Origin of the sequence: Bacillus cereus group sp. BfR-BA-01382, from assembly GCF_022663475.1 — a bacterium.
Classification (GTDB): domain Bacteria; phylum Bacillota; class Bacilli; order Bacillales; family Bacillaceae_G; genus Bacillus_A; species Bacillus_A thuringiensis_S.
Window position 1 is genome coordinate 12,084 of the sequence record NZ_JAKUFQ010000024.1, and the last position, 25,463, is coordinate 37,546.

Genomic DNA, 25,463 nt, shown 5'->3' on the forward strand with positions numbered 1-25,463 from the left:
AAAAGGAATGCTCATTATGTATGAGTCATTCCTTTATTATTGATTAACTTGCCTGTTTTTTATGACTTTCTTTTAATTTCTCTGCTTGTAAAAAGCGATTCGTTTCAGCGACAACAATACTACTTAATCCAATTAGACCAATTAAGTTTGGAATTGCCATAAGTCCATTTGCAATATCCGCAAATGTCCATACGATGCCTAATTTTAAATTCGCACCAATAGCAATCATGATGATAAAGATTGCTTTATAATATTTAACAGCACTTTCTCCGAATAAATAAGCTACACATTTTTCTCCATAATACGACCAGCCTAAAATAGTAGAGTAGGCAAATAAAATAATTGCGATACCGAGAATCATACTACCAGCAGTACCGAATACAGATTGGAATGCAAGTGTTGTAGCTTCAACGCCAGTTTTACCTGATTTCCATGCACCTGTTGTAATTAATACAAGTCCTGTAATTGTACATACAATAAACGTATCTAGAAAAGTACCGGTCATAGAAACTAATGCTTGCTTTGCAGGTGAATCTGTTTTTGCAGCCGCCGCGGCAATAGGGGCACTCCCTAAACCAGCCTCGTTCGCAAATACACCGCGCGCCATTCCGATTTGAATAGCTGATGCAACTGTTGCTCCGATAAAACCACCAGCAGCTGCAGTACCAGTAAATGCACCAGAAAAAATAAGTGAAAATGCTTCTGGAATTTGATCGTAGTGATAGAAAATAATAATAAGGCCAGCAATGATATAAAAGAAAGCTTTAATAGGAACGATATATCCTGTCACTTTCCCGATTTTTTTAACTCCGCCTAAAATAACAATAGCGATTAAAAACGACATCAATATACCAGTTAGAGCAGGGGGGAAAGAGAAATTAATTCGCATTGCCTCTGCAACTGAGTTAGATTGCACCATATTACCGATACCGAAAGAAGCAGTTGTACCGAATATGGCGAATAAAACAGCAAGCCATTTCTTTCCTAAACCACGTTCTAAATAGTACATTGGTCCACCCGAATATTCGCCATTTTCATTACTAACACGGTATTTCACCGCAAGAATTGCTTCGGCATACTTTGTTGCCATCCCGAACAAAGCAGTAATCCACATCCAAAAGATTGCACCGGGACCACCGATTGTCACAGCTGTTGCAACACCAGCGATATTTCCCATACCAATCGTTGCCGCCATAGCTGTCATAAGCGCTTGGAAGTGGCTAATATCTCCAGAAGAAGATGTATCTTCTGATTTTTTAAAAGCTAGTTTGTGAGCGTATAATAGTTTACTAAACTGTAAACCTTTTAAACGCACTGTGAGAATGATACCAGTACCAACGAGTAACAACAACGTTGGTAGTCCCCACACATAGTGATTGATTTGTTCTAACACTTTACTTACTGTCTCCATCTGTATTCTCCTTTTTTAGAAAAAAATAAAAACCACTTCAAGTAAATGAAATGGTCTCTGGAGAAACAAGGGATAGAAAAATAAACCGATACAAATCGGCATTTTCTTTCGCTTGTCTCTGTCCTTTTACCTGAGAGATTATCCGCTATAGTAGCGGATTTGCTCCTTCGGTGCTCGTTTTCCTCTGCGCTATATAAAGCGAAAGGGAGTCTCTCCAGAGATTCGTCCCCATGCAGTTCTACTTGTAACCAAGACCTGAGAGTTTCAAAGTTGGTTTTACAACTTTTTGCCCCGTCGGTAGATCAATAGACCTTCTCCTGAATGGTTCATCCGAATTATAAAATTAATAACTTATACGCATTGAATGTGTATAGAATCAATAAAAACATTATAGTTATACAATTAATGAAATGCAATCATTTTTTTATTTTAAAATAGTAAAGAATGCTATTTTTTCAAAAGTCCTAATTTATCCTCAACTTCAGCTAAGGTGGATAAAGCGATGACAATAAGTTGATCGGCAAGTTCTAAAGAGTGTTTAGCATTTTCAATTATTTCATTAGCTGGAGTAGAGCTATTGGCTCCAGTTATAATCAAATCTGCTGCATTTTTCATGAAGTTAGATGCGGTTTTAAATTCAGTTGTGAAATAGGTTAGTTGCTTTTGTATATGTACTTCTACTATGTTTTCTTCAATTTGTAGGGTGTCAATTTCTTTTATGATTGTTTCATATTGCTTTGAAACAGAAATCATTGTACTTAATAGTTTAGTCCTGTCAACCGAATCTTCGTTTATATTAATATCCTCCCAAGCAGGCAACCAATCTTTCTCGATGATGTCATTATAATTTGTAGTTAACTCATCTATTTTAGGTTGCAGGTTAGTTTTGAATGTTTTTGTATCAATTGTTTCTACCGTGGCTTTTTTGTTATGATTTTTATCTATCATTGTGTAGAAAATCGTACTGGCAATAATAAAAATAGAAATTACAACTGACCATTTTTTTGAAAAAAAATTCCTCAATGAGTAACGCCTCCAAAATTTTAAAATCTATTAATTATAATATATAACAATAACAGTATTAATGATAGAGAATATAGTCTAGAATTAATTTTAATTATATTTTTTATATACATAAATAACTAAGATTAGTAAAATGATGAAAGTAATATGTGAGAAAAGAGGGTTTTCAGTGAAAATGAATAGAAAAAAACTAGTTTCAAATATTTCAATGGCTATGATATTAGTTGGCTTATTTGCACTCATATATCTGGACAAAGAATCTAAAATTGAAGATTTTCCAGTACCAATGTCAGCAATCCATATTAACGATGAAAAGGAAGAGGATTATAAATATATAAGTGTAATGCCAATTACAAAGGCGAGTGGCTGGGAGAACTTAGGGGAAAACGGTCATACTGTTAGTTTTAAAAAAGAAAAACGGAAGGTAACGGTAGTACATTATCCAGGAGAAATTACGTATTCTATATTTGAAAAATAATTGATGATAAAAGAGATAGGGAGTAGATGATAATGTAGGATTGTTTACTTCCTATCTTTTTTGGATTTTAATTCTGAATTGTTGGAATTAAAATTATTATGCGTATAGAATAAAATAGTATTTCTTATGAAAATGAGTGGATAGTTTACCAAGTATAAAAAATAGGATGTTTTATTGAATGATATAGATAATCAGTAATATATAATTATGTTATGTAAACTATAAGCGGGATAAGAAAGCAAAGCAAGAGATTTTAATTTTTATATTTTAGATGTATTTTTACCCGGTAAGTATTCCGGTAATCAACTTACAACATTTACGGAGGGCATCAAATTTCTAGTAAGTAATGGAGTTGATAACAAAAAATTAACGTTTGTGTATATGGAAAAATAGAAAGTATGGCGAGTGGGAAATGGATCGGATCATAGGGGGGAATTAAAAATGTTACTAAAAACAATCTACTGTAAAGTTGAAGAAGAGAAAAAAGAATTATTTTCAAGTGCGCAAGAAAAATGGCGTGATATACAGCACCTAGATGGTTTTCATGGACAATTTGGTGGATGGAATGAAGATGAGGCATGTGTATTTACTTTATGGGAAGATAGAAGTGTATATCAATCATTTATGAATGCTTCTCACGATACAATTTATTTAAATAGTAATCAAGAGGATACGTTTCTTTCATGTGAAATTGAATTATTTCAAACGTTGTATGATATAACCGATATGCATTTGGAAGATATTGTAATAGAGGGAGCGTTCGTAAGAGTTGCTATATGTGATGTAAAGTTGGAAAAGGAAAAGCATTTTTTACATAAGCAAGAAACAATTTGGAATAAAGGAATGGAAAAAGCAAAAGGAATGCTAGGTGGAGTAGTTGGGAAGTCTTTAAAAAATGAAAATCGTTACATAGTGTTAACGTATTGGAAAGATGAAATAGCGCACCAACATTATGTGGAAGAGATTTTCCCAGATTTATATAAATTAGCTAATATTCATGAAGATATAGAAGAGATAAAAGGAAAACAAGCTGTATGTAAGGAAGAATGGCTTGTATATTAAACGCTGAAAAAGTGCATAAATGATTGTATAATAACGATATTTTCTTATAAACAAGTAATTAATAGAAGACGTTATATACCCTTTCATGTTAATATATTTAAGTTATAATAGGAGGCTTACCCTTTTGTATTGTACGGTAGAAGCAGTGTGAGCTTGAAATTTTTTTAGAAAAGGATGTGCCTAATTTGCGTATCAATAAATTTATTAGTGAAGCTGGAAAAGCGTCTCGACGTGGAGCGGATAAACTAATTAATGAGAGAAGAGTAATTATTAACGGTAAGGTTGCAAAAATTGGTGACCAAGTAAATCCAGGTGATGATGTACGAGTAAATGGAGAGCAGCTTCGAATTGCTCGAGATCACGTATATATCGCTTTAAATAAACCAGTAGGTATTACATGTACGAGTGAAAAAGCTGTAAAAGGTAACATTATCGATTTAGTGAACCATCCTTTACGAATTAGTCACATTGGACGTCTTGATAAAGACTCAGACGGTTTAATTTTGTTAACGAATGATGGTGATATCGTTAATGAAATTTTACGTGCTGAAAACAAACATGAGAAAGAATATATCGTTTCAGTAGATAAGCCAATTACTCCTGATTTCTTAGAGAAAATGGCAGCGGGTGTTAAAATTTTAGGAACAAAAACGCTTCCTTGTGAGATTACACAGCTATCAAAATATGAGTTCCAAATTATTTTAACCCAAGGGCTAAATCGCCAAATTCGCCGTATGTGTGAAGCTTTAGGTTATCAAGTATACACGTTAAAACGTACGAGAATTATGAATATCGAATTGAATAATTTACCAGTTGGACAGTGGAGAGATTTAACGAAGAAAGAGAAAAGACGTCTATTTGCAGACTTAAATTACGAACCACAAGATTGGTAAAATTGTGAAGTGAAACCAAAAAAATTTGGTTTCACTTTTTAAATTAAATAAATAATTTTTTTAAACACTTGCAAAAATAAAATGAATAAGATATATTAAATAACAATAAATGGATGTTTTACAAAAAGCAAAGAAAAGGACACGAGTTATTTTACCCGGTTATACAGAGAAGGAAGGAAAGCTGAGAACTTCCTAACGCAGAAAAATAACTTACCACCTTAGAGCTGCACTAGGGAAATTAAGTATCTAGTGCCGTGTATGCGACGTTATCGCAAAAGAAGCCATTATGTTTTTTGTGATGGGAATCTGGGTGGAACCACGGATATAAGCATATTCGTCCCTATATTTAGGGATGAATATGCTTTTTTGCATTCAATTTCATAATAAGCGAAGAAAAGGACACGAGTTATTTTACCCGGTTATACAGAGAAGGAAGGAAAGCTGAGAACTTCCTAACGCAGAAAAATAACTTACCACCTTAGAGCTGCACTGGGGAAATTAAGTATCTAGTGCCGTATAAACGACGTTACCGTAAAAGAAGCCATTGTATGTTTACAATGGGAATCTGGGTGGAACCACGGGTATAAGCACGCTCGTCCCTATTTTAGGGATGAGTGTGCTTTTTATTATGAAATGGAGAGATGAAAAATGAAAGAACAAATGATTGAAATTAAATTTCCAGATGGTAGCGTGAAAGAATTTGTAAATGGAGTTACTTTAGAAGAAATTGCTGGATCCATTAGCAGTAGTTTGAAAAAGAAAGCAGTCGCGGGGAAAGTAAATGATGGATTATATGATTTACGCCGAAATATTGAAGAAAATGCGGAAGTGGAAATCATTACTATAGATTCAAATGAAGGTGTAGAAATTGCAAGACACTCTGCGGCACATATTTTAGCGCAAGCTGTAAAAAGATTGTATGGTGATATAAATCTTGGAGTAGGGCCTGTTATTGAAAATGGATTTTATTATGATATGGATCTTCCAAGTAGTGTAAACATAGAAGATTTACGAAAAATCGAAAAAGAAATGAAAAAGATTATAAATGAAAATATAAAGATAGAACGAGTTGAGGTTTCTCGAGAAGAAGCAGCTAAGCTGTTTCAAGAAATAGATGATAGTTTGAAATTAGAAATTTTAGAAGCAATTCCTAGTGGAGAAAGTGTAACACTATATAAACAAGGTGAATTTGTAGATTTATGTAGAGGACCACATTTACCATCTACAGGTTATTTGAAAGCATTTCAATTAACTCACGTTTCCGGTGCATATTGGCGAGGTGATAGTAATAACCAAGTGCTTCAGCGTATATATGGTGTTGCATTCTCTTCTCAAAAAGAATTAGAAGAGTATTTACATTTCGTTGAAGAAGCAGCAAAAAGAAATCATCGTAAGTTGGGAAGTGAGCTTGAGTTATTTATGTTTTCTGAAGAGGCTCCGGGAATGCCGTTTTATTTACCCAAAGGACAAATTATTCGAAACGAATTGGAAGCATTTTTAAGAGAAATTCAAAAAGAGTACAATTATCAAGAAGTACGCACTCCGTTCATGATGAACCAAGAAGTATGGGAGAGATCAGGGCACTGGGGACATTATAAAGATAATATGTATTTCTCTGAAGTAGATAATAAAAGTTTTGCATTAAAACCGATGAACTGCCCAGGGCACATGCTTATGTTTAAAAATAAATTGCATTCTTATCGTGAATTACCGATTCGTATGTGTGAATTTGGTCAAGTACATCGTCATGAATTTAGTGGTGCGTTAAACGGATTATTAAGAGTACGTACTTTCTGCCAAGATGATGCACATTTATTTGTAACTCCAAAACAAATTGAAGATGAAATTAAATCCGTAATGGCGCAAATTGATTACGTATATAAAACTTTTGGATTCGAATATGAAGTAGAGCTTTCTACTCGTCCAGAAGATTCAATGGGTGATGATAAATTATGGGAGCAAGCAGAAGCAGCATTAGAAAATGTATTACAATCGCTAAATTATAAATATAGACTAAATGAAGGTGACGGTGCATTTTACGGGCCGAAAATTGATTTTCATATTAAAGATGCTTTAAATAGAAGTCACCAGTGCGGAACAATCCAGCTTGATTTCCAAATGCCAGAGAAATTTGATTTAAATTATATAGATGAAAATAATGATAAGAAAAGACCAGTTGTTATTCACAGGGCAGTTTTAGGGTCATTAGATCGCTTCTTAGCAATATTAATTGAGCACTTTGGAGGTGCGTTCCCGGCATGGGTGGCACCAGTTCAAGTGAAAGTAGTTCCGGTTTCAAATGCAGTACATGAACAATATTGCAGTGAGGTTGCACATAAATTAGCAAAAGCTGGAGTTCGTGTTGAACAGGATGCACGAGATGAAAAATTAGGATATAAAATAAGAGAAGCACAAATGCAAAAAGTACCGTATTTTCTTGTTATTGGGGATAAGGAAATGGAAAGCGGAGCTGTAAATGTACGTAAATATGGGGAAGAGAAGTCAGAAGTTGTTGCGCTAGATGTATTTGTGGCAAGGATTGAAGAGGAAATAAAGAATAGAGAATATTGATTGTAAAGAAAACACACTAATAAAAATTAGTGTGTTTTCTTTTTTATCTTACAAAAATGTAAGGTAAATGTAAGCGAAATCGAGGGAACGAGTTGTAGAAAAATGAGAATATGAAGTAGGAAATAGGTTCATGTTACGGATGTAACTCTTATTGAATGCATAATTAAAAAATTCTTAAGAATTCACATGACAAAATAATAAGAAATATGTGAGAAATTGATTTTATACAAAAGGGATGGAGTGAAAGAGATGTCAACAAATGTAGTTACTGTAGAAAGTGTAGAAAAAACGTATGGGAAAAGAAATGAGAATCAGTCAAAAGCATTAAGGGGCGTATCGTTAAGTATTAAAGAAGGAGAATTTGTCGGGATTATGGGGCCTTCTGGATCTGGAAAAACGACTTTACTTAATGTGATAAGTACACTTGACCAGGCGACAGGTGGTAGTGTGACGATAGCTGGAACAAATATTACTTCTATGAAAGGTAATGCATTATCAGATTTTCGATCTCAAAAATTAGGTTTTATCTTTCAAGATTTTAACTTACTAGAAAATTTATCAATTTATGAAAATATCGCTTTACCACTTTCTTTGCAAGGCGTACCGTCCAGTGAGATTACTGGAAAGGTAAATGACGTTGCAAAAAAATTAGGCATCACTGAAATTTTAACAAAATATCCGACTGCTGTTTCTGGAGGACAAAAACAAAGAACAGCGGCGGCAAGAGCTTTAGTACATAATCCGGCAATTGTATTAGCAGATGAACCGACAGGAGCGCTTGATAGTAAAAACGCAAAAAGTTTATTAGAAGCGATGCAAGATTTACATGAAAATCACAATGTAAGTATTTTAATGGTTACACACGATGCATTTAGTGCAAGTTATTGTGAGCGTATTTTATTTATTCAAGATGGTCTTCTTTATAAAGAATTAAATCGTCAAGGCACTCGAGAGAATTTCTATCAAGACATTTTAGGTGTGCTCGCTCATATGGGCTCAGCTGCTGAGTCTAAGTAGGGGGCGAAACTATGTTATTTAAATTATCACGTCATAGTATGAAAAAGATGTTAAAAGATTATATGGTTTTACTTATTGGTCTCGTTATTAGTATTAGTATTTTCTACATGTTCCAAACGATGGCGATGAATAGTGAATTTACGAAAGATAATAGCCTAATTAGTAGTATTAGACTCGTCTTTTGGGTAGGTGCAATACTATTATCTTTCATTACTGTATTTTATATTATATATGCCAACTCTTTCTTGCTCACGTTAAGAAGAAAAGAACTCGGTATGTACATGATGCTTGGTGCGAAAAAGAAAAAAGTAGCACAGTTATTATTTATTGAAACATTCGGTATGGGGATTGTAAGTATTATTATCGGTATTGTAGTAGGGATGTTACTTGCAAGTGTAGCAGGAAACTTTTTAATGAATGGAATGGAAATTTCAGCAAAAGGTAGTTACGCATCTGTATACACACCAGCAATTTTAGTTACAGCTATTTTCTTCTTAATACTATTTTTCATTACTGGCTTAATGAACAGCGTCCGATTGTTACGTAAAACTGAACTAGAGTTAATTCGTGAAGATGAAACACTAGATGAAGTGAAGAAAAGTAAAACTCGCATTATTATAATGACAGTACTTGGTGTATTACTGGTAAGTACAGGGTACTATTTTATGATCAATGTAAAAATATATGCTGAATTAGGTTTTATTATAGCAACCATCGTTACAACACTTGGCACATATTTTATCTTTAGTTCATTACTCCCATTTTTTGTGATGAAAATTAAAGGGAATAAAAAACGAAATGAAATTGGTCTAAATAGTTTTACATATGCACAGCTACGCTTTCGAGTAAATAGTTTATCGAGAGTATTAGGTACTGTAGCGATGTTAATTGCATTAGGAGCAGGTGCGATGACTGCAGGTATGGCGTTCCAAAAAAATGTAGGTATTATGACAGACTTTTCTCGTGTATATGATGTTGTAATTCATGATCCGAATGATCAAGACAAAGCGGCCTTGAAAGAAATGGAAATTGTTGAAGAGAGCAATTACAAATATAAAGTAGATGGAGAAGCGGTTTATTATTTACGTAACGACTTAACTGCGAAACCACCACTTGTTTCAGACCATTTTGATACAAAAACTTTAAAAGAGCCTGTTCGTAAACGTGTGACTGAACCTTTAACTGAACCTGTATATTCAGCTTTAGAGGCTCCTGAATTAGCAAAATTCCCTCAAATGCCAAAGGATTGGGAAGACGCAGTTGTAAGAGAGATACAAATTACGCATAATCAATTTAGCGGAAAACCAGTAAGAATTGCAGACGAAGAGCATTATAAAGGGATTCAAGGAACAGAACACACTGTAACATTAGCAAAAGTAGATGATATGAAAAAATATAAACCGTTATTGATCGAAATAGACAAGAGACAAAAAGAACAAATTGAAAAAGCAACAGGTGCAAAGGTAGACTTATTTACGAAAATGACAATTTATCAGTTTATGAACAGCTTCATGAGCGGAACAATGTTTATGGGATTTTTCCTCGGAATTGCCTTTTTAGCAATGATGGCGAGTTCCCTTATGTTCAAAATATTAACAGGTGCTTCTCGTGATGTACGCCGTTATGAAATGTTACGAAAAATCGGCGTAAGACGTAGTATGTTAACGAAAAGTATATATAAAGAAATTTCATATTTATTTATCTTCCCAGCAATCATTGGCATCTCTCACGTTTTAGTGGGGCTTAACTTATTCAGCTTTATATTAGTTGATCCGTTTGTAAAAGTGTGGGTGCCAATAGGAATCTTCTTAGTCATTTATTTCATCTATTACTGGATAACTGTTCAACTTTATAAAGGGATGGTAATGCCGAAAGAAGAGGTAGCTAAATAGTTTATGAAAAGAGTCCTTGTTTTGAAAATAGGGCTCTTTTTATGTTTTTTATAAAGAAGGAAAAGATTGATAATGGTCGAAAAACATAATGTTATTTCCAATAAATTACTAAAATGATAATGTTTTATTAAGAGAAACGACCCGAAGTATGAAAGAAATGCTACAGTTATTTCGAAACAAAGTGTATGCACGTTTTTTCTAGGGAATATTTTAGAGCGACTTAGTTCTATGATTGCTGGAATTATTCTTTCTATAGAGAGATAGAAAGAATAAAAAAGATAGCTGAAGACAAATTGTTTTCAGCTATCTTTTTTGTTTAATTTAGTGATGTCCAGCTAGTAGAGTAAACGCTATTATTAGGAGAAAACCACTAGTTGCCCACATTAGAAATGTAAGGAAAGAGAGCTGTTTCTTAGCTTTCCAAAGCATTTCATGAATTGTGACATATCCAAGTGAACCAATAGCACTTCCCATAATGAGGCCTTGCAGGTGACGAGCTTTTCCTTCCATCAAAATTCCAAAAACCGTACCAGTACCGAGAATAAGAGAAAGTAATAAAGTCGTTAATAAAAAGGAAATATATTTATGCTTTGTAAAAAGAAATGGAATAATTAAAGCTAATCCTTCTGGAATATGGTGCACGACGATTGCTATTAAAAAGGGAATGGCAGAGTCATTATGATTTATAAAAGCTGTACCTAACGCAAATCCACTAGGTATATTATGAATAAATATAGCGAAAGAGAGAAAAAGGAAGGTTTGCCATGCTTGTTGATCTTTTTTATGTATCATTGGATGATGACAATAGTTATCTAATAAGCTCATAACTAAAATACCGATGGCTATACCAAGTATAGGCCCAATTATTTCATAGCTTGAAAATGTTTCAGGGATAATTTCAAGTGATAATAACCCGAATAAAATACCACCACATAATGCGTATAAACGATGCATCTTTTCTTCAATGAGTTGGCGTGTTGCTACTCCAACAGCACCACCTAACAGTAATCCACCGAACGAAAAAAATGTTACAATCATTGGGATCCATAAACGTTCCATAGTATCACACTCCGATTCTATTCCCTTATTTTTAGCTTACGAAAAATTAAGTTGGATTAGTCCAAGTAATTGTGTTTGAGTATAGAGAAAAAAGTAGTGATTCGTTATAATTTATATATTAAATTTAAGTGAGAAAATGAAAAGGGGAATTGGTTATGCAACAAATTAAAAAAATAGGAAACTCATTTTGGTATATGACACCAGTTTCTGAAACGGATAGACCTATATTAGGAATGGTTGTTGGAAAAGAAAAAACTTTAATGATTGATGCAGGGAATTCAGAAGAACATGCACAATTATTTTTAGAAATGTTAAAAGAACAAAATGTATCGAATCCTGATTTTGTAGCACTAACGCATTGGCATTGGGATCATATTTTTGGATTATCTGTATTACGGAATGCATTAACTATTTCGCACGCTGAAACGAAAAAAGAAATGCAGGCAATAGTATCTTATGAATGGACAGATGAAGCGTTGGACGCACGCGTAAAAGAGGGTACTGAAATTGAATTTTGTGCGGATTGCATCAAGAAAGAGTTTGAAGAAAAAGCGAGAAATATTAACATTATTCCTCCAACCTTAACGTTCCAGGATCAAATGGAATTAGACCTTGGTGAAGTGACCTGCGTGTTAAAACATGTGGGCGGAGATCATGCACATGATTCTGTTGTTATGTACATAAAAGAAGAAAAGATATTGTTTTTAGGAGACTGTATATATGCAGATATTTTTTCTTCGAAGTGGAACTATACGACGAAAAGAACGTTTAAATTGATAGATGAATTAGAGAAATTTGATGCTGAGACATATATTCTTTCTCATGGGGAAGCGATAAATCGAGAGGAGTTTTTACAAGAGATTCGTATGTTAAAAACAGTAGGAACTTATACAGAAATTCATAAAGGCGATGAAGAGAAGATAAAGGCAGTGTATAAACAAGAACTAGATAGAGAATTAAATGAAGATGAGTTAGAAACAATAACGTATTTTGTCAATGGTTATGAAATGAATAATCAATAAGACACTACATTAATCCAATATAATTAAATTGCACAAAAAGAGTATTGAAATTTAATTCAATACTCTTTTCAATAGTTAAATATGTAGTTTCAACTAAATTCTAAATATAGGGGTTCATCGTCTGAAGTGATTTTATTCTATTTATTTTTCGTATAGATAGTGGTTCAAGTAGAAGCTTTCTTTGCTAATTCAGTAATATATTCAAAGAATACATCACGTTTTACATCATAAACGACATTTACAGGTCGTCCATCAGCAGTTTCCTCTGTACGCCCCTGACTTGGTCCATATGTATGAACGATACTATTAATCGTTTCAGTTTTTGCAAGGCTAGTGTTTCCGACAAGCGCGGTAGTTAGTACATCCCATAAATAATAAGTAGAGTTCGTTGAGAAGTGAACGAGAGGGGGGACCATTGCATAACATTGACCAAGGAAATCAACACCAATATACTTTCTCTCTTTTGCCCACTGTTCACGTATGTTTATAGTTAACGGAACTTGGTTTGTACTTTCTAGTGTCACTAAGTCGATTTTAATTTTTGCATCCCATACACGAGCCACTGCTTCAGGGTCCCAAAACGAATTCCACTCAGCTGTTCCATCATGCTCTGGTTCATGTACATTGCCTGCTGTAAGAAATGTACCACCCATCCAAACGAGACGTTCAATTTTATCTTCGATTATGGGAGCTTCATATAATGCACGAGCAAGGTCAGTTAGGGGCCCAGTAAATAATAAAGTTGTTTTTCCTTCCGTTTGTAGAAGCGTTTCTATTAAATGATGATGCGCGGGTTTTGCCACCACGGGTGTTACAACTTTTCCAGACTCATTTAAAATTGGTAGAGCATCTACATAAAATGCATGCATCCGCCAGTCTTTTGGAAACGGGTTTTGCCCGCGAGAGTTTGAAGCGGCTACTGCAATATTACCTTTGCCGAAGCGATCGATAATTTTACGACTGGCAGACATTGCGGGTTCTAAATAGCAGTCTGCTGGGATAACAGATACACCGGTAAGCTCAACGTTTTCCATTTGAAGTAATAAAAATAATGAAATTAAATCATCTACGCCGCCATCATGATTGAAGTACACTTTTTTCTTCATTGTAATCTCCATCCTATATGATTTAGTTAGAAATTAAATATGAATTGAGGAGAAGTCATCAATAATTTCCACCACTTCAATTTCTCCATTAATCAGTAGCTCAGGAAGTTCATTTCTAATATTTCCTTTCCAATACTCTCTAGCTTGTTCGATTTTTTGAGAAAAAGGAATACCATCTTCTTTTGGTAAAAGATTCCCGTCACCTTCAAAAGAACTTCCGATTACTTGTAGTTTAACAATCTGTAAAACTTCTCGATTGTAAGAATCAAATAATGCTTTCCATTTTAAAGCATCTTCATAGCTTTTTGCAGCGTATAAACAAGATAATCTGGAAGGATATTCAGGGAATTCTTGTAGTCTAACCATTTCTACAATTGTTTCTCTAGCTGCTCTAATTGTTTGATCCATATAACTCATGACTACTTTAGCATTTTCATTATTTATATGTAATTCGTTATTTTTATAGTGTTTATTTAAAATTTGTATGCCATCTTCACCATTAGCATTTAATTGTTCTCTTTCAAAAAAGAAGTGATATAGAGTATTGTGTTGATTTTTGTTAAAAGGAATGATTTGTCCGATATGCATTTTTTTCTTTGTTACGATATGATATACGAAAAATCCTTGTTCATTCATGGTTATCCTCCTAGTAATAATGTAATGCAATGTTAAATTTAGTAATTCAACATTGAAATATATAAAACCTTTATAAGTAAAAGTGAGAATTTGAGTTGAAAGTAAAGAAAATACATGAAAACGTTTTAAATTTGTTCACAAAATGTTCACTTACGAAGGGGGTTTCAATATCGATATAATGACAAAGACTCAAAGAGAAAGGATGATGAATTTTGCCAACAACAAGAAAAGAAAACCTCCAATTTGGTATGATGATGTGCCTTGGGATGGTTATCGTAATGACGTTTTACAATTTACTAATGAATGAAACAGGAGGACGAATTTATATTAAAGAGATTGCATTAGAACTATTAATTGGCTTTATTATTGCGCTATTAATTGAAATATGTATCGTTGGACCTTGTGCGAAAAAAATTGTATTCATGTTGCCATTTGATAAATCTAAGAAAATAAATATTATCGTTGCGATGGCGACAACTATGGTAATCGGAATGGTGTTCTTTATGTCATTTTTCGGTATGGCTATGATGCATTTACATGGTGGACTACAAGGAGCTTCATTTGTTTCAATTTATTTTTCGATTTTTATTAAAAATTTCATAATGGCATATCCATTACAATTAATTATTATGGGACCGCTTGTACGTTTCTTATTTGCAAAGTTTGTTATGAAAAAGAAATCTTTTAATGTAGCGTAATTCAAATTTATAAAATTTTATATATAAATAATAAAGATAAACACATCTCGCATTTTTGAGGTGTGTTTTTTGTTCATTCCAAGTTATTTTCATAGTGATGTGACATTTGTCCTTTTGCCATTATAGGATTATAGCTTTTAATTAAGTCAGAAATAAAAGATGAGGAGATGATTTTTTGAAAGGTATTATATTTGCTGTTTTTGCGGGGATATTTATAACACTTCAAGGAACCTTTAATGCGAAACTTAGTTCACATATCGGTATATGGTCGACGAGTATTATAACCCATTTAATTGGATTCCTTATTGCAACAACTGTATTTTTGTTAAAGAAAGAAGAGAAAGTAACAGATTTAAAGAGTGTGAAAAAAGTATATTTAGCAGCGGGTGCATTTGGTGGATTCATTATTTGTGCAGAAACGATGGCGATATATTCACTAGGAGTTACATTGACAGCTGGCACACTAATGGTTGCTCAATTGTTAACGGCAACAGTTATTGAAATGAAAGGACTGTTTCATATAAAAAAGATACAGATGGAGAGATATCATATTGTGGGAACAATAGTAATGATTATAGGTATTGTTGTATTTAATATGTAAATGAAAGGAGAAATGAATATGGAGGATAAATCAGGTTTAATTACGCATTATTTGAGAACCAATAAAACGCTCGAGATTTTTTTAGAAATAGATACAGTTTATTTTCAATTAAATTACTTTGAAAAAGGCGAGCTTATTTGCAATATAGATGACGAAATGGATCGTTTATATTTTGTTGTTAAAGGTAAAGTAAAAGTTTACACGATTACATCAGAAGGAAAGAAACTAATCCTTCGCTTTATCAATCCATTGGCCATTGTTGGTGATATTGAATTAATTCAAAATAGCAAAGCACATAATGTCGTTGAAGCTTGTTCAGATGTTATAGCTATCTCCATTTCTAATACGGTTATTAGAAACAAGTTATTACATGATCCTATATTTATGAAGTTCTTACTTGAAAACATTGCGAACACGTTAAAAATATCGACTCGTTTTACTGCTCTTAATTTACTTTATCCTGTAGAAGTACGTGTAGCTAGTTATTTACTTTCAATTTCAACAGATAGTAACGGGAATATGTACAAAGGGGATTTGGATACGACTTCGGTAACAAGTATTGCAGACTTTATAGGGGTAAGTTATAGGCACGTAATTCGGGTATTACAAAGATTTTATAATGATAAATTAATTGAAAAGAGTAATGGAGTTATTGTCATTAAAGATTTTTCTAGAATGAAGGAAGTCGCTAAAGATAATATATATGAGCAATGAAAGGGAGAGGAAGATTTTGATTGGATTTAGTTTAGCTATATTAGCAGGAATATTAATTAGCTTACAATCTGTTTTTAATGCAAAAGTAAATGAAAATGTAGGACAGTGGTTAACGACTACATGTGTCCTTGGAATAGGTCTCATTAGTTCTATTCTATTTTATATCATTACAGAAAACAGTATTAACATTAAAGTGTATACTACAAATTATTTGTTTTATGTAAGTGGACTGTTTGGCATCGGGTTAATTATTTGTATAATGGGTGCAATAAAGAGCTTAGGTCCAGCATATACGGTGCTAATTAGTCTTATTACTCAATTGGTCGTTGCGTTATGCATTGATACATTCGGATTATTTGGAATGGAGAGCATTCCATTACAAATAAATAAATTAGTTGGTATAGGTTTATTAATTGTGGGGGTAGGAATTTTTAAAAATCTATTTTTGAATAAGAAAGCTATTCATATAAGAAAGGGTAGGGTCTAAAGAATATAAAGGGAAAAAGTGTGAATGGTCAGAACTTATACATCTAGATAGTAATAAGTGAGCTATAGGGAGATAGGATAAATGAATCAGTTAATGTTGCAAGATGGTGTACACTATTTGAAAATCAATGGGATTATGCATTGGTGTAAAGTTGCAGGGACAGCTCATAATACAGTCCCTCTTATTATAGTACATGGTGGTCCAGGTGGTAATCATTATGTATTCGAAAGAACGCTTGGTTTGAAGTTAGAAGGAAATATGACTGTAGTTTATTACGAACAAAGAGGTTGCGGACGAAGTGAGGCACCAGAAGATGACGGTGAGTACTCAATCAATACTCTAGTCGAAGATTTAGAGGAATTAAGAAAGCAATTACATGTAGAGAAGATAAATTTGTTAGGATATTCTTTTGGTGGACAACTTTGTTTAGAGTATGCTTTGAAATATCCAAAAAATGTTGAACAAATGGTATTACAAGCACCATCGTTAGATGATTTTAATGATATGTATACTGTGCAGATAGAAGGTTTTCTACAAGTAACGAAAGGGGAAATGAAAGAACAAATATTGATAATAAGTAAGTCAGAAATTCCTTTAAAAGAAAGGTATAATCAAGTTTGGAGTATAGTTGATACAGAAAATTTAGATCGACTATTGTTTAAAAATGAAGAATTTGCAAAGCTAAATAGAAGGTTTTGGGAGGAAAGTAAGTTAAGTAATACAGGGAAGATGAGTAAAGTTATTTTTGGAACAAAATCATCTTTACCGCTTATTGAGCGTATTAAAGGTTTAGAAATTGATACGTGTGTCATAGTTGGAGCGCATGACTATAACACGGGTGTAGGAATGAGTTATAGAATAACGAGACAATTGAAAAATGGTAAACTTGTTATATTTGAAAATAGTGGACATTTCCCAGATATCGAGGAGACGGATAAAGTATGTGAAACGATTATTGAGTTTTTGGAATAAAAGGGGGATATTAAGGTCGAACCGAATTAATAGAGTTGAATTGGTTATTGGGATATTAAATCATGTAATATGCTAATTGTTTACTTGTAATTGAGGAAGAATCAATTAGTGTATTTGGAAAATAAGTAAAAAAGACCTCGTAAGGTGGAGGTCTTCTTGATTTATTATTTAATATTTTGAACTTATATGAACGGAAGTAGAAGAGTATGATAAGCACTTTCAGGGAACGAGAATATAACCGAAAATAAAATATTACTTAACATATATAACTAATGAATGCAATGTCTTTTTCAGTTATTAAGTTGTAAATCATTTTATGATAAAATCTTTTACATAATTTAATAAAGGGGTAGTATTCAATGGGTTATTTCTCAAATGGTTTATTAGTTTTGTTTGTGCTAATCGTATGCAGTTGTATATTTTTTGGTTGATAATATAATGAGAGTCTTATATAAAAGAAGTTATCTTAAGTGAGATAACTTCTTTTTATTTTATATTGAGAAGGAATTCTATCTTTCTTATTGAAGTTTGTTCTAGTTATTTTTACATCAATCAGATTTGTGTAAAGGGAATTTTATGAAATATAAACAAGTCAGAGAATAGGGAGTATTTACATGGAAAATAGTATACGCCACACAAGTGAACATCCTACAGATTTTAATGGATTATTATCCTTATACGAATCTTTAGGATGGAATTCTCTTAAATTAACGGTTAACGAGTTAGAACAAATGTGTAAGCAAAGTTGGTATGCAATTTATGTTTTTGATGATAAGAGGTTAGTAGGGATGGGGCGTGTCATATCAGATGGAGTCATAACAGGCATTATTTGTGGAGTTGGTGTATTGCCAAAATATCAGTCTAGTGGCATCGGAAAAGAAATAGTGAAACGATTAATCCAGCACTGTGAACAAAACAAGGTTATTCCACAACTTATGTGTGTAGAAAAATTGCAATCTTACTATGAATCTATAGGGTTTGAAGCATTCTCTATTGGGATGACAAAACATATTATAAGATAAAGGTGCTTTATCCCGCTATTTGCCGGGCAGTAAAACCCCAACGGATTAAAGTTTCACTTTATATTTTCAGTTTACTCGTACATATTTTCAAACTTCAGTATAAAGGAGAATGGCTGTATGGAGATTGCTAAAGGGATAGAAATGTTACAACTTGAATTTCAAGAATTTGTTATTCATCCAATTCTTTTATGGGATGATGAAATGGCAGTATTAATAGATACGGGTTTCCCAGGACAAATTGAAGATATACAAGTAGAGATGGAAAAGGTTGGGGTATCATTTGATAAGTTAAAAGTCGTGATTTTGACGCATCAGGATATTGATCATATAGGTAGTCTTCCGGAGTTGTTGCAGCGCTGTGGAAATAATATTAAGGTTTATGCGCACGAATTAGATAAGCCATATATTGAGGGGGATTTGCCTTTATTGAAGGAAGGAAATGTAGAGAACCGACCAAAAGGAAAAGTGAGTGATACTGTGATTGACGGGCAAGAACTTCCGTATTGCGGTGGAATACTAATTCTTCATACTCCAGGGCATACTCCGGGTCATATTAGTTTATATTTGAAACGAAGTAAAATTCTTATTGCAGGAGACTCTATGTATAGTGTGAATGGGATGTTAGGAGGAATTCACGCCCCAACAACTATAAATATTAAGGAAGCAAAGCAGTCTTTGAAGAAGTATTTAAATTTACATATTGAATCTGTAGTTTGTTACCATGGGGGATTAAGTAAGGAGAATATAAATGTTCAACTTCAAAATTTGTAAAGTTAAAATGGAGTTTTTTGTTAAGTGACATTGAAGTATAATCTGATTATTAGTATATAAATAAATTATAAAAGAGCATGTTTGAAAAAATTAAACATGCTCTTTTATTAAAGTAAATCAGTTTAATATGAATGACCTAACCCATTCCAATAAAAAGAAACGATTTCTTGTGCTAATTCATCTATATTTGCAAGAATAGGATTGTGATTCTCATCTTTAAAATTCCCAATTGATAATAAAGATACGAAAGCATGAGCCGCAAATGTAGCGTTTCCTTTCGGAATTTCTCCGATGTGCATCGCAGTATCGAGTGCTTTTTCTAGTACTTCATACATATTATCTTCAGCATTTTTTAATTCTTTCAATTGTTTTTCAGATAACGACAGTTTTGCATCTTTCATAAAATTTTTCATATCAATATCCATCGTTGCGTGTAAGTAAACTTTAGCGAAGTCTAATAATCTTTCTTCTAACGTTTTGTTTGTAGAGAGTATTTGAGACATATTTTCGCGTATACGTACCATCATTTCGGTCATAGTAGCGGTAAATAAATCGGCTTTTGTTGAATAGTAATAGTAGACAGTTGCTTTCGTAACACCACAAACTTTTGCGACCTCATCCATAGAAACGACTTGATAATTTTGTGTAAGAAATAAGCGGGTTGCCACTTCTAAAATGGTTTCTTTTGTAGATTTTGTATTTTTATTTTGACGCGGCCTTCCGAGAGGACGTTGTTTTTGTTCCAAATACATTCGCTCCTGACATTTATGATTGAGATAATTATAACATAATTTTCAATCATTCTTGATTAATTAACCGACCAGTATATATAATTAATAATGGAGGAAAAAAGGAAGGTGGGTTTTTATGAAAAAGCACCCGTTACATATGTTAGGGAGGCTTGTAGCAGGGAAAAATACGCAATGGATCACTTTATCGGTGTGGGTTCTTATTACATTATTACTTTCATTTACGTTACCACAAGTAAACAGTACGAAAGAACCGAATCCAAAAAATTTACCTGAAACAGCTATGTCACAGCAAGCGGAAGCGCTTATGAAAAAAGAGTTTCCGAATAATACAGGGAATCCATTGTTAGTAGTATGGTATAGAGATGGTGGATTACAGTCACAGGATTATAAACTCATACAAGACGTTTATAAAGAGTTAAAAGCTAGTCCTTTAAAAGAACAATCAACGTTACCGCCATTTGATACAATTCCAGAGCAAGTATTATCAAAAAGTGCATCAAAAGATGGTACATCATTTGTTACACCGGTATTCTTTAATAAATCTGCTGGTACGGATATATTAAAAGGAAATCTGGAAAAACTTGAAAAAATAGTGAATAGTAAGGTGGATGAAGATCCATTTAAACAAAAAATAAGTGAATCTGGTTTACATGTTCGATTATCTGGGCCTGTAGGTATTCAAACGGATGCAGTTAGTTTATTTAGTCAAGCAGATGTGAAATTGTTAGTGGCTACTGTATTATTAGTCTTGGTCCTATTAATTTTGCTTTACCGTTCGCCAATTTTAGCAATTTTACCTATACTTGTTGTTGGCTTTGCATACGGTATCATTAGTCCTACACTCGGTTTTTTAGCTGATCACGGATGGATTAAAGTAGATGCCCAAGCAATATCAATTATGACAGTATTATTGTTTGGTGCTGGAACGGACTATTGTCTATTTTTAATTTCAAGATATAGAGAGTACTTGTTAGAAGAAGAAAGTAAATATAAAGCATTACAACTTGCGATTAAAGCTTCTGGCGGTGCAATAATAATGAGTGCGTTAACTGTTGTACTTGGATTAGGAACATTACTACTTGCTCATTATGGTGCCTTTCATCGATTTGCAGTACCATTTAGTGTTGCTGTATTTATAATGGGAATCGCGGCTTTAACCATTTTACCAGCACTATTATTAATTTTCGGTAGGATTGCATTTTTCCCGTTTATACCGAGAACAACTTCAATGAATGAGGAGTTTGCAAGAAAGAAAAAGAGGGCTGTAAAAGTTGAAAAATCAAAAGGCTCCTTTAGTAAAAAACTTGGAGATGTAGTAGTACGAAGACCGTGGACAATAATTATGCTAACTGTGTTTGTATTAGGTGGATTGGCTTCGTTCGTACCACGTATTCAATACACATATGACTTATTAGAATCGTTTCCAAAGGATATGCCTTCTCGTGAAGGGTTTACGTTAATTAGTGATCATTTCTCAGCTGGTGAACTAGCACCAGTAAAAGTGGTTGTTGATACGAAAGGAAAAGAGCTTCCTATTAAACAAGAACTAGAGAAATTTTCTTTCGTAAATACAGTGAAAGAGCCAAAAGAGGGAAAAGAAAATAAGCAAATACAAATGTATGAAGTTTCTTTAGCGGAAAATCCATACTCAATTGAAGCGTTAAATCAAATTCCTAAATTGAAAAGTAATGTAGAAAAAGTATTAAAAGATGCTGGGATTCGTAATACTGAAGATCAATTGTGGATTGGTGGAGAAACAGCTTCATTATATGATACAAAGCAAATTACTGAACGTGATGAATCAGTAATTATTCCAGTAATGATTAGCATTATCGCTTTACTATTACTTGTCTACTTACGATCGGTTGTTGCGATGATTTATTTAATTGTAACTGTCGTTTTATCATTCTTCTCAGCGTTAGGAGCAGGATGGATATTGCTTCATTACGGTATGGGAGCGCCGGCCATTCAAGGTGCGATACCGTTGTACGCATTCGTATTTTTAGTTGCTTTAGGTGAAGATTATAATATCTTTATGGTTTCAGAAATATGGAAAAACAGAAAGACACAAAATCACTTGGATGCAGTAAAAAATGGTGTAATACAAACAGGTAGTGTTATTACATCGGCAGGTTTAATTTTAGCAGGAACTTTTGCAGTGTTAGGTACACTTCCAATTCAAGTATTAGTTCAATTTGGTATTGTAACTGCAATTGGCGTATTACTAGATACGTTTATCGTAAGACCGTTACTTGTACCCGCAATTACAGTTGTGTTAGGCCGATTTGCTTTTTGGCCAGGTAAACTTTCAAGAAAGAGTGAAGAAATACAAAAGGTGGATGCATAGTTAAAAAAGCCAAGGATATTTTCCTTGGCTTTTTCAATGTAGTTAATTAATTTTTTGAAGTCAAATCATCAGCTGAAGCGTGATCAGCATCTTCAATTGTTGTTTCGGGCATTCCGTATAAGCCGTTCATTGCTTGTTCTTCGATAGCAAGGTTTGCAGTATTATTATTTTGAATAGATGTAGTGTTTTCAGTAACAATTTCTTTTTTATTCATATTTTTGTTATTCATGTATGTATCCTCCAAATTTCATTTGATTTATCTATAGTATGTGGATGGATTTCCAGAAATATGTGAATTGATTCTTACATATGTTATATAATTAAATAAATAATTAGGGTGAAATGTACACTGTTAGGAGTGAACAATTATGGTGAAAGCAAGGGAATTAGCCTTCTAAAATAAAAAGAAAATTTTAGGAGGCTATTAGAATGAAGTTCCATGTAATTGATAGAGAAGATTGGAATAGAGAGCAGTATTTTGAGCATTATTTAAAGTTGAAATGTACATTTAGTATGACTGTGAATGTTGATATCACGATGTTATTAGAGGAAGTATATCAAAAGGGAATAAAATTTTATCCCGTTTTTATATATTTAATTTCTAGAGTAGTAAATAATCATAAAAAATTTCGAACATGTTTTAACGATGAAGGAGTTTTAGGCTATTGGGAGGAAATGATACCGAATTATACAATCTTTCATAAAGATGATAAGTCTTTTTCAAGTATATGGACGGATTATTCAAGTGATTTCCGCACTTTCTATAAAAATTATGAAGACGATATGAGATGCTATGCTAATGTTCATGGTCTTTTCACGAAAGAAAATATTCCGCCTAATGTATTTCCGATTTCTAGCATACCTTGGACTAGTTTTACTGGATTTAATCTTAATATTAATAATGATGAAAAATTTCTATTGCCAATTATAACTTGTGGGAAATATTTTAACGAAGGAAATAAGGTTATGCTACCAGTTTCATTGCAAGTACATCATTCGGTTTGTGATGGATATGATGCGAGTCAATTTATAGAAGATTTACAGCAGTTAAGTAATACTTGCAACGAGTGGCTTAAGTAATATCTAATTTTTAATTATATAAAGTGAAACTTTAATCAGTGGGGGGGTTCAGCCCTCACCAATCGGGCGTTCACGGGCAGCAGGGCCCCACCTAACTTCTTTGCTTTTGCTGAATTTTGAGGTGGGGGTCTTACTGTCCGGCAAATAGCGGGATAAAATTGAAAATGAATAAAAGAAGAGAACATGTTGATATTACATGGTCTCTTCTTTTATTCATTAATACTAAGTAATTGTGGAAAATATAGGGTGATTTGTAGTTTAATAGTAAAGAGAGTGATTAGTATTAATTTTCTTTTTTTTAAAAAATTTAAGGATATAAATGTTTTAATAGGGGGGAATAAAGTGAAATTCTTAAGCATTGAAAAAGATGAAATCTTAATTGGGAATATGGCAAAATTGTATTGTAAAGTATTTGAGAAAACAAATTTCAATGAAATGATCGAGCGAATGAATAGGCATATAGAATATACAGGTTTTAAAGGTATAGTAGCAATAAATGATGAAAATGAAGTAGTTGGCTTTACTTATGGTTATCGCTCAATGGAGGGACAGTACTATAATCAATTAATGAGAGAAGCGTTACATCTAGAGCAAGTAGACGAATGGTTACAAGATTGTTTTGAATTTGTAGAGTTAGCAGTTCACCCACAATACCAAAATGAAGGTCTTGGAACGAAATTACATAATAAATTACTAGAAGGGCTTTCAAATAGAACAAGTGTTTTAACAACACAAATAAACAATGAAAAAGCACGTTCGTTATATGAAAGATTAGATTGGGTAAATGTATTAGAGCCATTTCATCCAAGTAAAAATGATGTTCCATATATAATAATGGGAAAAGCATTAAAAATAAAAGTGAATTGATAATTATGGAATTCACAATAGTTGTTGGTTTGTAATAATGAAAGGGAAAACAACAATGCTATCTATAGAAAAAGCTACAATTTTAGATGCTGAGAAATTAACAGAAATAATGAAAAGAACATTTGATGCAGAAGCAAAACAATGGCTATACGGCCAAGATAATGTCATTGATTATAACATTCAACCGCCAGGATATTCTTCAGTTGAAATGATGGAATATTCCATTGAAGAATTGGATTCTTTCAAAGTTGTCATGGATAAAGAAATAATCGGAGGGATAATAGTTACGATTTCTGGTAAGTCGTACGGTCGAATTGATCGTATTTTTGTAGATCCTGTTTATCAAGGAAAAGGAATTGGATCACATGTTATGAAATTAATAGAAAAGGAATATCCGAACATAAAGATTTGGGATCTCGAAACATCTAGTAGACAAATTAACAATCATCACTTTTATAAAAAGATAGGTTACCAAATGATTTTTGAATCGGAAGATGAGTATTGTTACGTGAAAAGAATAAAAACAAGCTCAAACAAAGAGAGTGTAGTTACAAATAAAGATATGAAAAATAGTCAATACGAAAACTGTAATTTAGCAAATACAGAGTATTATCAAGTGAATTTAAAAAACAGTTCATTTGTTGGTAGCAATATAATGAATACGAATATGAGTAATTGTAATGTAAGTCAATCAAAGTTTAGAAATATAAATTTTAGAAGGTCATCATATGCAGATTTAAATCTTTCTGGCAGTAAATTTAATTTGGTGACTTTAGGTGGAGTACAATTTAAAAATACAAGTCTCGGAGATGAGAAGGAACCTATTGTATTCGATAAATGTGATTTGGAAGGTAGCACCATAAGTAATAGTAATCTGAAAAATATTGAAATAGAAAATTGTGATATAGTCGGCATGAAACTAAATGGTATTCTGATTGAAAATTTGCTTAATTTATATAACAAGGTGAAAAGTTAACCATAT

General features: G+C 32.9%; 25 protein-coding genes, 1 pseudogene, 1 riboswitch and 2 other annotated features. Of the genes and pseudogenes, 19 read left to right on the top strand and 7 right to left on the bottom strand.

Features of this window, described 5'->3' with window-relative positions; genetic code table 11:
• Positions 1 to 43: 43 nt before the first annotated feature.
• Positions 44 to 1,411, bottom strand: a complete 1,368-nt coding sequence (locus tag MR160_RS12295) for an alanine/glycine:cation symporter family protein (protein ID WP_000451017.1) — start codon at positions 1,409 to 1,411, stop codon at positions 44 to 46.
• Between the two features lie 108 nt (positions 1,412 to 1,519).
• Positions 1,520 to 1,639: riboswitch (glycine riboswitch) on the bottom strand.
• Between the two features lie 219 nt (positions 1,640 to 1,858).
• Positions 1,859 to 2,434 carry a hypothetical protein gene (locus MR160_RS12300; RefSeq protein ID WP_001243468.1) on the bottom strand — a complete coding sequence of 192 codons (576 nt, stop codon included), beginning with the start codon at positions 2,432 to 2,434 and terminating at the stop codon, positions 1,859 to 1,861.
• Between the two features lie 133 nt (positions 2,435 to 2,567).
• Here MR160_RS12300 and MR160_RS12305 point away from each other — a divergent pair, with 133 nt between their 5' ends.
• From MR160_RS12305 to MR160_RS12335, 7 genes and pseudogenes are all read left to right on the top strand, one after another.
• Positions 2,568 to 2,912 (top strand): hypothetical protein, encoded by a 345-nt coding sequence (locus tag MR160_RS12305; RefSeq protein ID WP_044783011.1) that lies wholly within the window; start codon positions 2,568 to 2,570, stop codon positions 2,910 to 2,912.
• Positions 2,913 to 3,353: 441 nt separating this feature from the next.
• Positions 3,354 to 3,974, top strand: coding sequence for a YdbC family protein (locus MR160_RS12310; protein WP_000925175.1), 621 nt, complete (start codon positions 3,354 to 3,356; stop codon positions 3,972 to 3,974).
• Between the two features lie 185 nt (positions 3,975 to 4,159).
• Positions 4,160 to 4,867 (top strand): 23S rRNA pseudouridine(2604) synthase RluF, encoded by a 708-nt coding sequence (rluF, locus tag MR160_RS12315; RefSeq protein WP_001222160.1) that lies wholly within the window; start codon positions 4,160 to 4,162, stop codon positions 4,865 to 4,867.
• A 121-nt stretch (positions 4,868 to 4,988) separates the two neighbouring features.
• Positions 4,989 to 5,212, top strand: a binding site (T-box leader).
• Positions 5,213 to 5,248: 36 nt separating this feature from the next.
• Positions 5,249 to 5,471, top strand: a binding site (T-box leader).
• A gap of 44 nt (positions 5,472 to 5,515) precedes the next feature.
• The gene (thrS, locus tag MR160_RS12320; protein WP_000663089.1) at positions 5,516 to 7,438 is read left to right on the top strand and encodes a threonine--tRNA ligase; all 1,923 of its coding nucleotides are present in this window, start codon (positions 5,516 to 5,518) and stop codon (positions 7,436 to 7,438) included.
• Positions 7,439 to 7,687: 249 nt separating this feature from the next.
• Positions 7,688 to 8,455 carry an ABC transporter ATP-binding protein gene (locus tag MR160_RS12325; RefSeq protein WP_000106426.1) on the top strand — a complete coding sequence of 256 codons (768 nt, stop codon included), beginning with the start codon at positions 7,688 to 7,690 and terminating at the stop codon, positions 8,453 to 8,455.
• A gap of 11 nt (positions 8,456 to 8,466) precedes the next feature.
• Positions 8,467 to 10,347 carry an FtsX-like permease family protein gene (locus tag MR160_RS12330; RefSeq protein WP_000897903.1) on the top strand — a complete coding sequence of 627 codons (1,881 nt, stop codon included), beginning with the start codon at positions 8,467 to 8,469 and terminating at the stop codon, positions 10,345 to 10,347.
• 148 nt (positions 10,348 to 10,495) lie between these two features.
• Positions 10,496 to 10,596: pseudogene (locus MR160_RS12335) on the top strand (MFS transporter); the annotation flags it as partial.
• A 72-nt stretch (positions 10,597 to 10,668) separates the two neighbouring features.
• Here the strand turns inward: MR160_RS12335 and MR160_RS12340 are convergent.
• On the bottom strand, positions 10,669 to 11,406 hold the full coding sequence (locus MR160_RS12340; protein ID WP_000440613.1) for a ZIP family metal transporter: 738 nt from the start codon (positions 11,404 to 11,406) through the stop codon (positions 10,669 to 10,671).
• A gap of 155 nt (positions 11,407 to 11,561) precedes the next feature.
• Between MR160_RS12340 and MR160_RS12345 the strand changes: the two genes are divergently transcribed.
• The gene (locus MR160_RS12345; RefSeq protein WP_001184095.1) at positions 11,562 to 12,428 is read left to right on the top strand and encodes an MBL fold metallo-hydrolase; all 867 of its coding nucleotides are present in this window, start codon (positions 11,562 to 11,564) and stop codon (positions 12,426 to 12,428) included.
• A 164-nt stretch (positions 12,429 to 12,592) separates the two neighbouring features.
• Here MR160_RS12345 and MR160_RS12350 read toward each other — a convergent pair whose 3' ends face one another.
• Together MR160_RS12350 and MR160_RS12355 are read right to left on the bottom strand one after the other, a co-directional pair.
• The gene (locus tag MR160_RS12350) at positions 12,593 to 13,546 is read right to left on the bottom strand and encodes a nucleoside hydrolase (protein ID WP_003261685.1); all 954 of its coding nucleotides are present in this window, start codon (positions 13,544 to 13,546) and stop codon (positions 12,593 to 12,595) included.
• A gap of 21 nt (positions 13,547 to 13,567) precedes the next feature.
• Entirely contained in the window at positions 13,568 to 14,170 is a 603-nt protein-coding gene (locus MR160_RS12355; RefSeq protein WP_001005235.1) for a DUF2441 domain-containing protein, read from the bottom strand.
• A 212-nt stretch (positions 14,171 to 14,382) separates the two neighbouring features.
• On the opposite strand from MR160_RS12355, the gene MR160_RS12360 reads away from it, so the two are divergent.
• From MR160_RS12360 to MR160_RS12390, 7 genes are all read left to right on the top strand, one after another.
• A complete protein-coding gene (locus MR160_RS12360; RefSeq protein ID WP_242297421.1) occupies positions 14,383 to 14,868 on the top strand; it encodes a DUF2798 domain-containing protein in 486 nt (161 codons plus the stop codon).
• Positions 14,869 to 15,043: 175 nt separating this feature from the next.
• Complete coding sequence (locus MR160_RS12365) at positions 15,044 to 15,469, top strand: DMT family transporter (RefSeq protein ID WP_000676020.1); 426 nt, start codon at positions 15,044 to 15,046, stop codon at positions 15,467 to 15,469.
• Between the two features lie 18 nt (positions 15,470 to 15,487).
• Positions 15,488 to 16,183 carry a Crp/Fnr family transcriptional regulator gene (locus MR160_RS12370; protein ID WP_000389682.1) on the top strand — a complete coding sequence of 232 codons (696 nt, stop codon included), beginning with the start codon at positions 15,488 to 15,490 and terminating at the stop codon, positions 16,181 to 16,183.
• Positions 16,184 to 16,199: 16 nt separating this feature from the next.
• Positions 16,200 to 16,670 carry a DMT family transporter gene (locus tag MR160_RS12375; protein ID WP_000579007.1) on the top strand — a complete coding sequence of 157 codons (471 nt, stop codon included), beginning with the start codon at positions 16,200 to 16,202 and terminating at the stop codon, positions 16,668 to 16,670.
• Between the two features lie 81 nt (positions 16,671 to 16,751).
• Positions 16,752 to 17,642, top strand: coding sequence for an alpha/beta fold hydrolase (locus MR160_RS12380; protein WP_001072686.1), 891 nt, complete (start codon positions 16,752 to 16,754; stop codon positions 17,640 to 17,642).
• A 614-nt stretch (positions 17,643 to 18,256) separates the two neighbouring features.
• Complete coding sequence (locus MR160_RS12385; protein WP_000431724.1) at positions 18,257 to 18,664, top strand: GNAT family N-acetyltransferase; 408 nt, start codon at positions 18,257 to 18,259, stop codon at positions 18,662 to 18,664.
• Between the two features lie 117 nt (positions 18,665 to 18,781).
• Positions 18,782 to 19,435, top strand: a complete 654-nt coding sequence (locus MR160_RS12390; RefSeq protein ID WP_000401471.1) for an MBL fold metallo-hydrolase — start codon at positions 18,782 to 18,784, stop codon at positions 19,433 to 19,435.
• Between the two features lie 122 nt (positions 19,436 to 19,557).
• Here the strand turns inward: MR160_RS12390 and MR160_RS12395 are convergent, their stop codons facing one another.
• On the bottom strand, positions 19,558 to 20,181 hold the full coding sequence (locus tag MR160_RS12395; protein ID WP_000436036.1) for a TetR/AcrR family transcriptional regulator: 624 nt from the start codon (positions 20,179 to 20,181) through the stop codon (positions 19,558 to 19,560).
• Positions 20,182 to 20,302: 121 nt separating this feature from the next.
• On the opposite strand from MR160_RS12395, the gene MR160_RS12400 reads away from it, so the two are divergent.
• A complete protein-coding gene (locus MR160_RS12400) occupies positions 20,303 to 22,534 on the top strand; it encodes an MMPL family transporter (protein ID WP_000716584.1) in 2,232 nt (743 codons plus the stop codon).
• A gap of 46 nt (positions 22,535 to 22,580) precedes the next feature.
• Here the strand turns inward: MR160_RS12400 and MR160_RS12405 are convergent, their stop codons facing one another.
• Entirely contained in the window at positions 22,581 to 22,763 is a 183-nt protein-coding gene (locus MR160_RS12405; protein ID WP_098900528.1) for a DUF4021 domain-containing protein, read from the bottom strand.
• Between the two features lie 200 nt (positions 22,764 to 22,963).
• Between MR160_RS12405 and catA the strand changes: the two genes are divergently transcribed.
• The 3 genes from catA to MR160_RS12420 all read left to right on the top strand — a co-directional run bounded on the left by catA (position 22,964) and on the right by MR160_RS12420 (position 25,457).
• Positions 22,964 to 23,614, top strand: coding sequence for a type A chloramphenicol O-acetyltransferase (gene catA / locus MR160_RS12410; protein WP_000668530.1), 651 nt, complete (start codon positions 22,964 to 22,966; stop codon positions 23,612 to 23,614).
• A gap of 342 nt (positions 23,615 to 23,956) precedes the next feature.
• Positions 23,957 to 24,481 carry a GNAT family N-acetyltransferase gene (locus tag MR160_RS12415; protein ID WP_000670761.1) on the top strand — a complete coding sequence of 175 codons (525 nt, stop codon included), beginning with the start codon at positions 23,957 to 23,959 and terminating at the stop codon, positions 24,479 to 24,481.
• A 37-nt stretch (positions 24,482 to 24,518) separates the two neighbouring features.
• A complete protein-coding gene (locus MR160_RS12420; protein ID WP_003309472.1) occupies positions 24,519 to 25,457 on the top strand; it encodes a GNAT family N-acetyltransferase in 939 nt (312 codons plus the stop codon).
• The last annotated feature ends 6 nt before the right edge of the window (positions 25,458 to 25,463 follow it).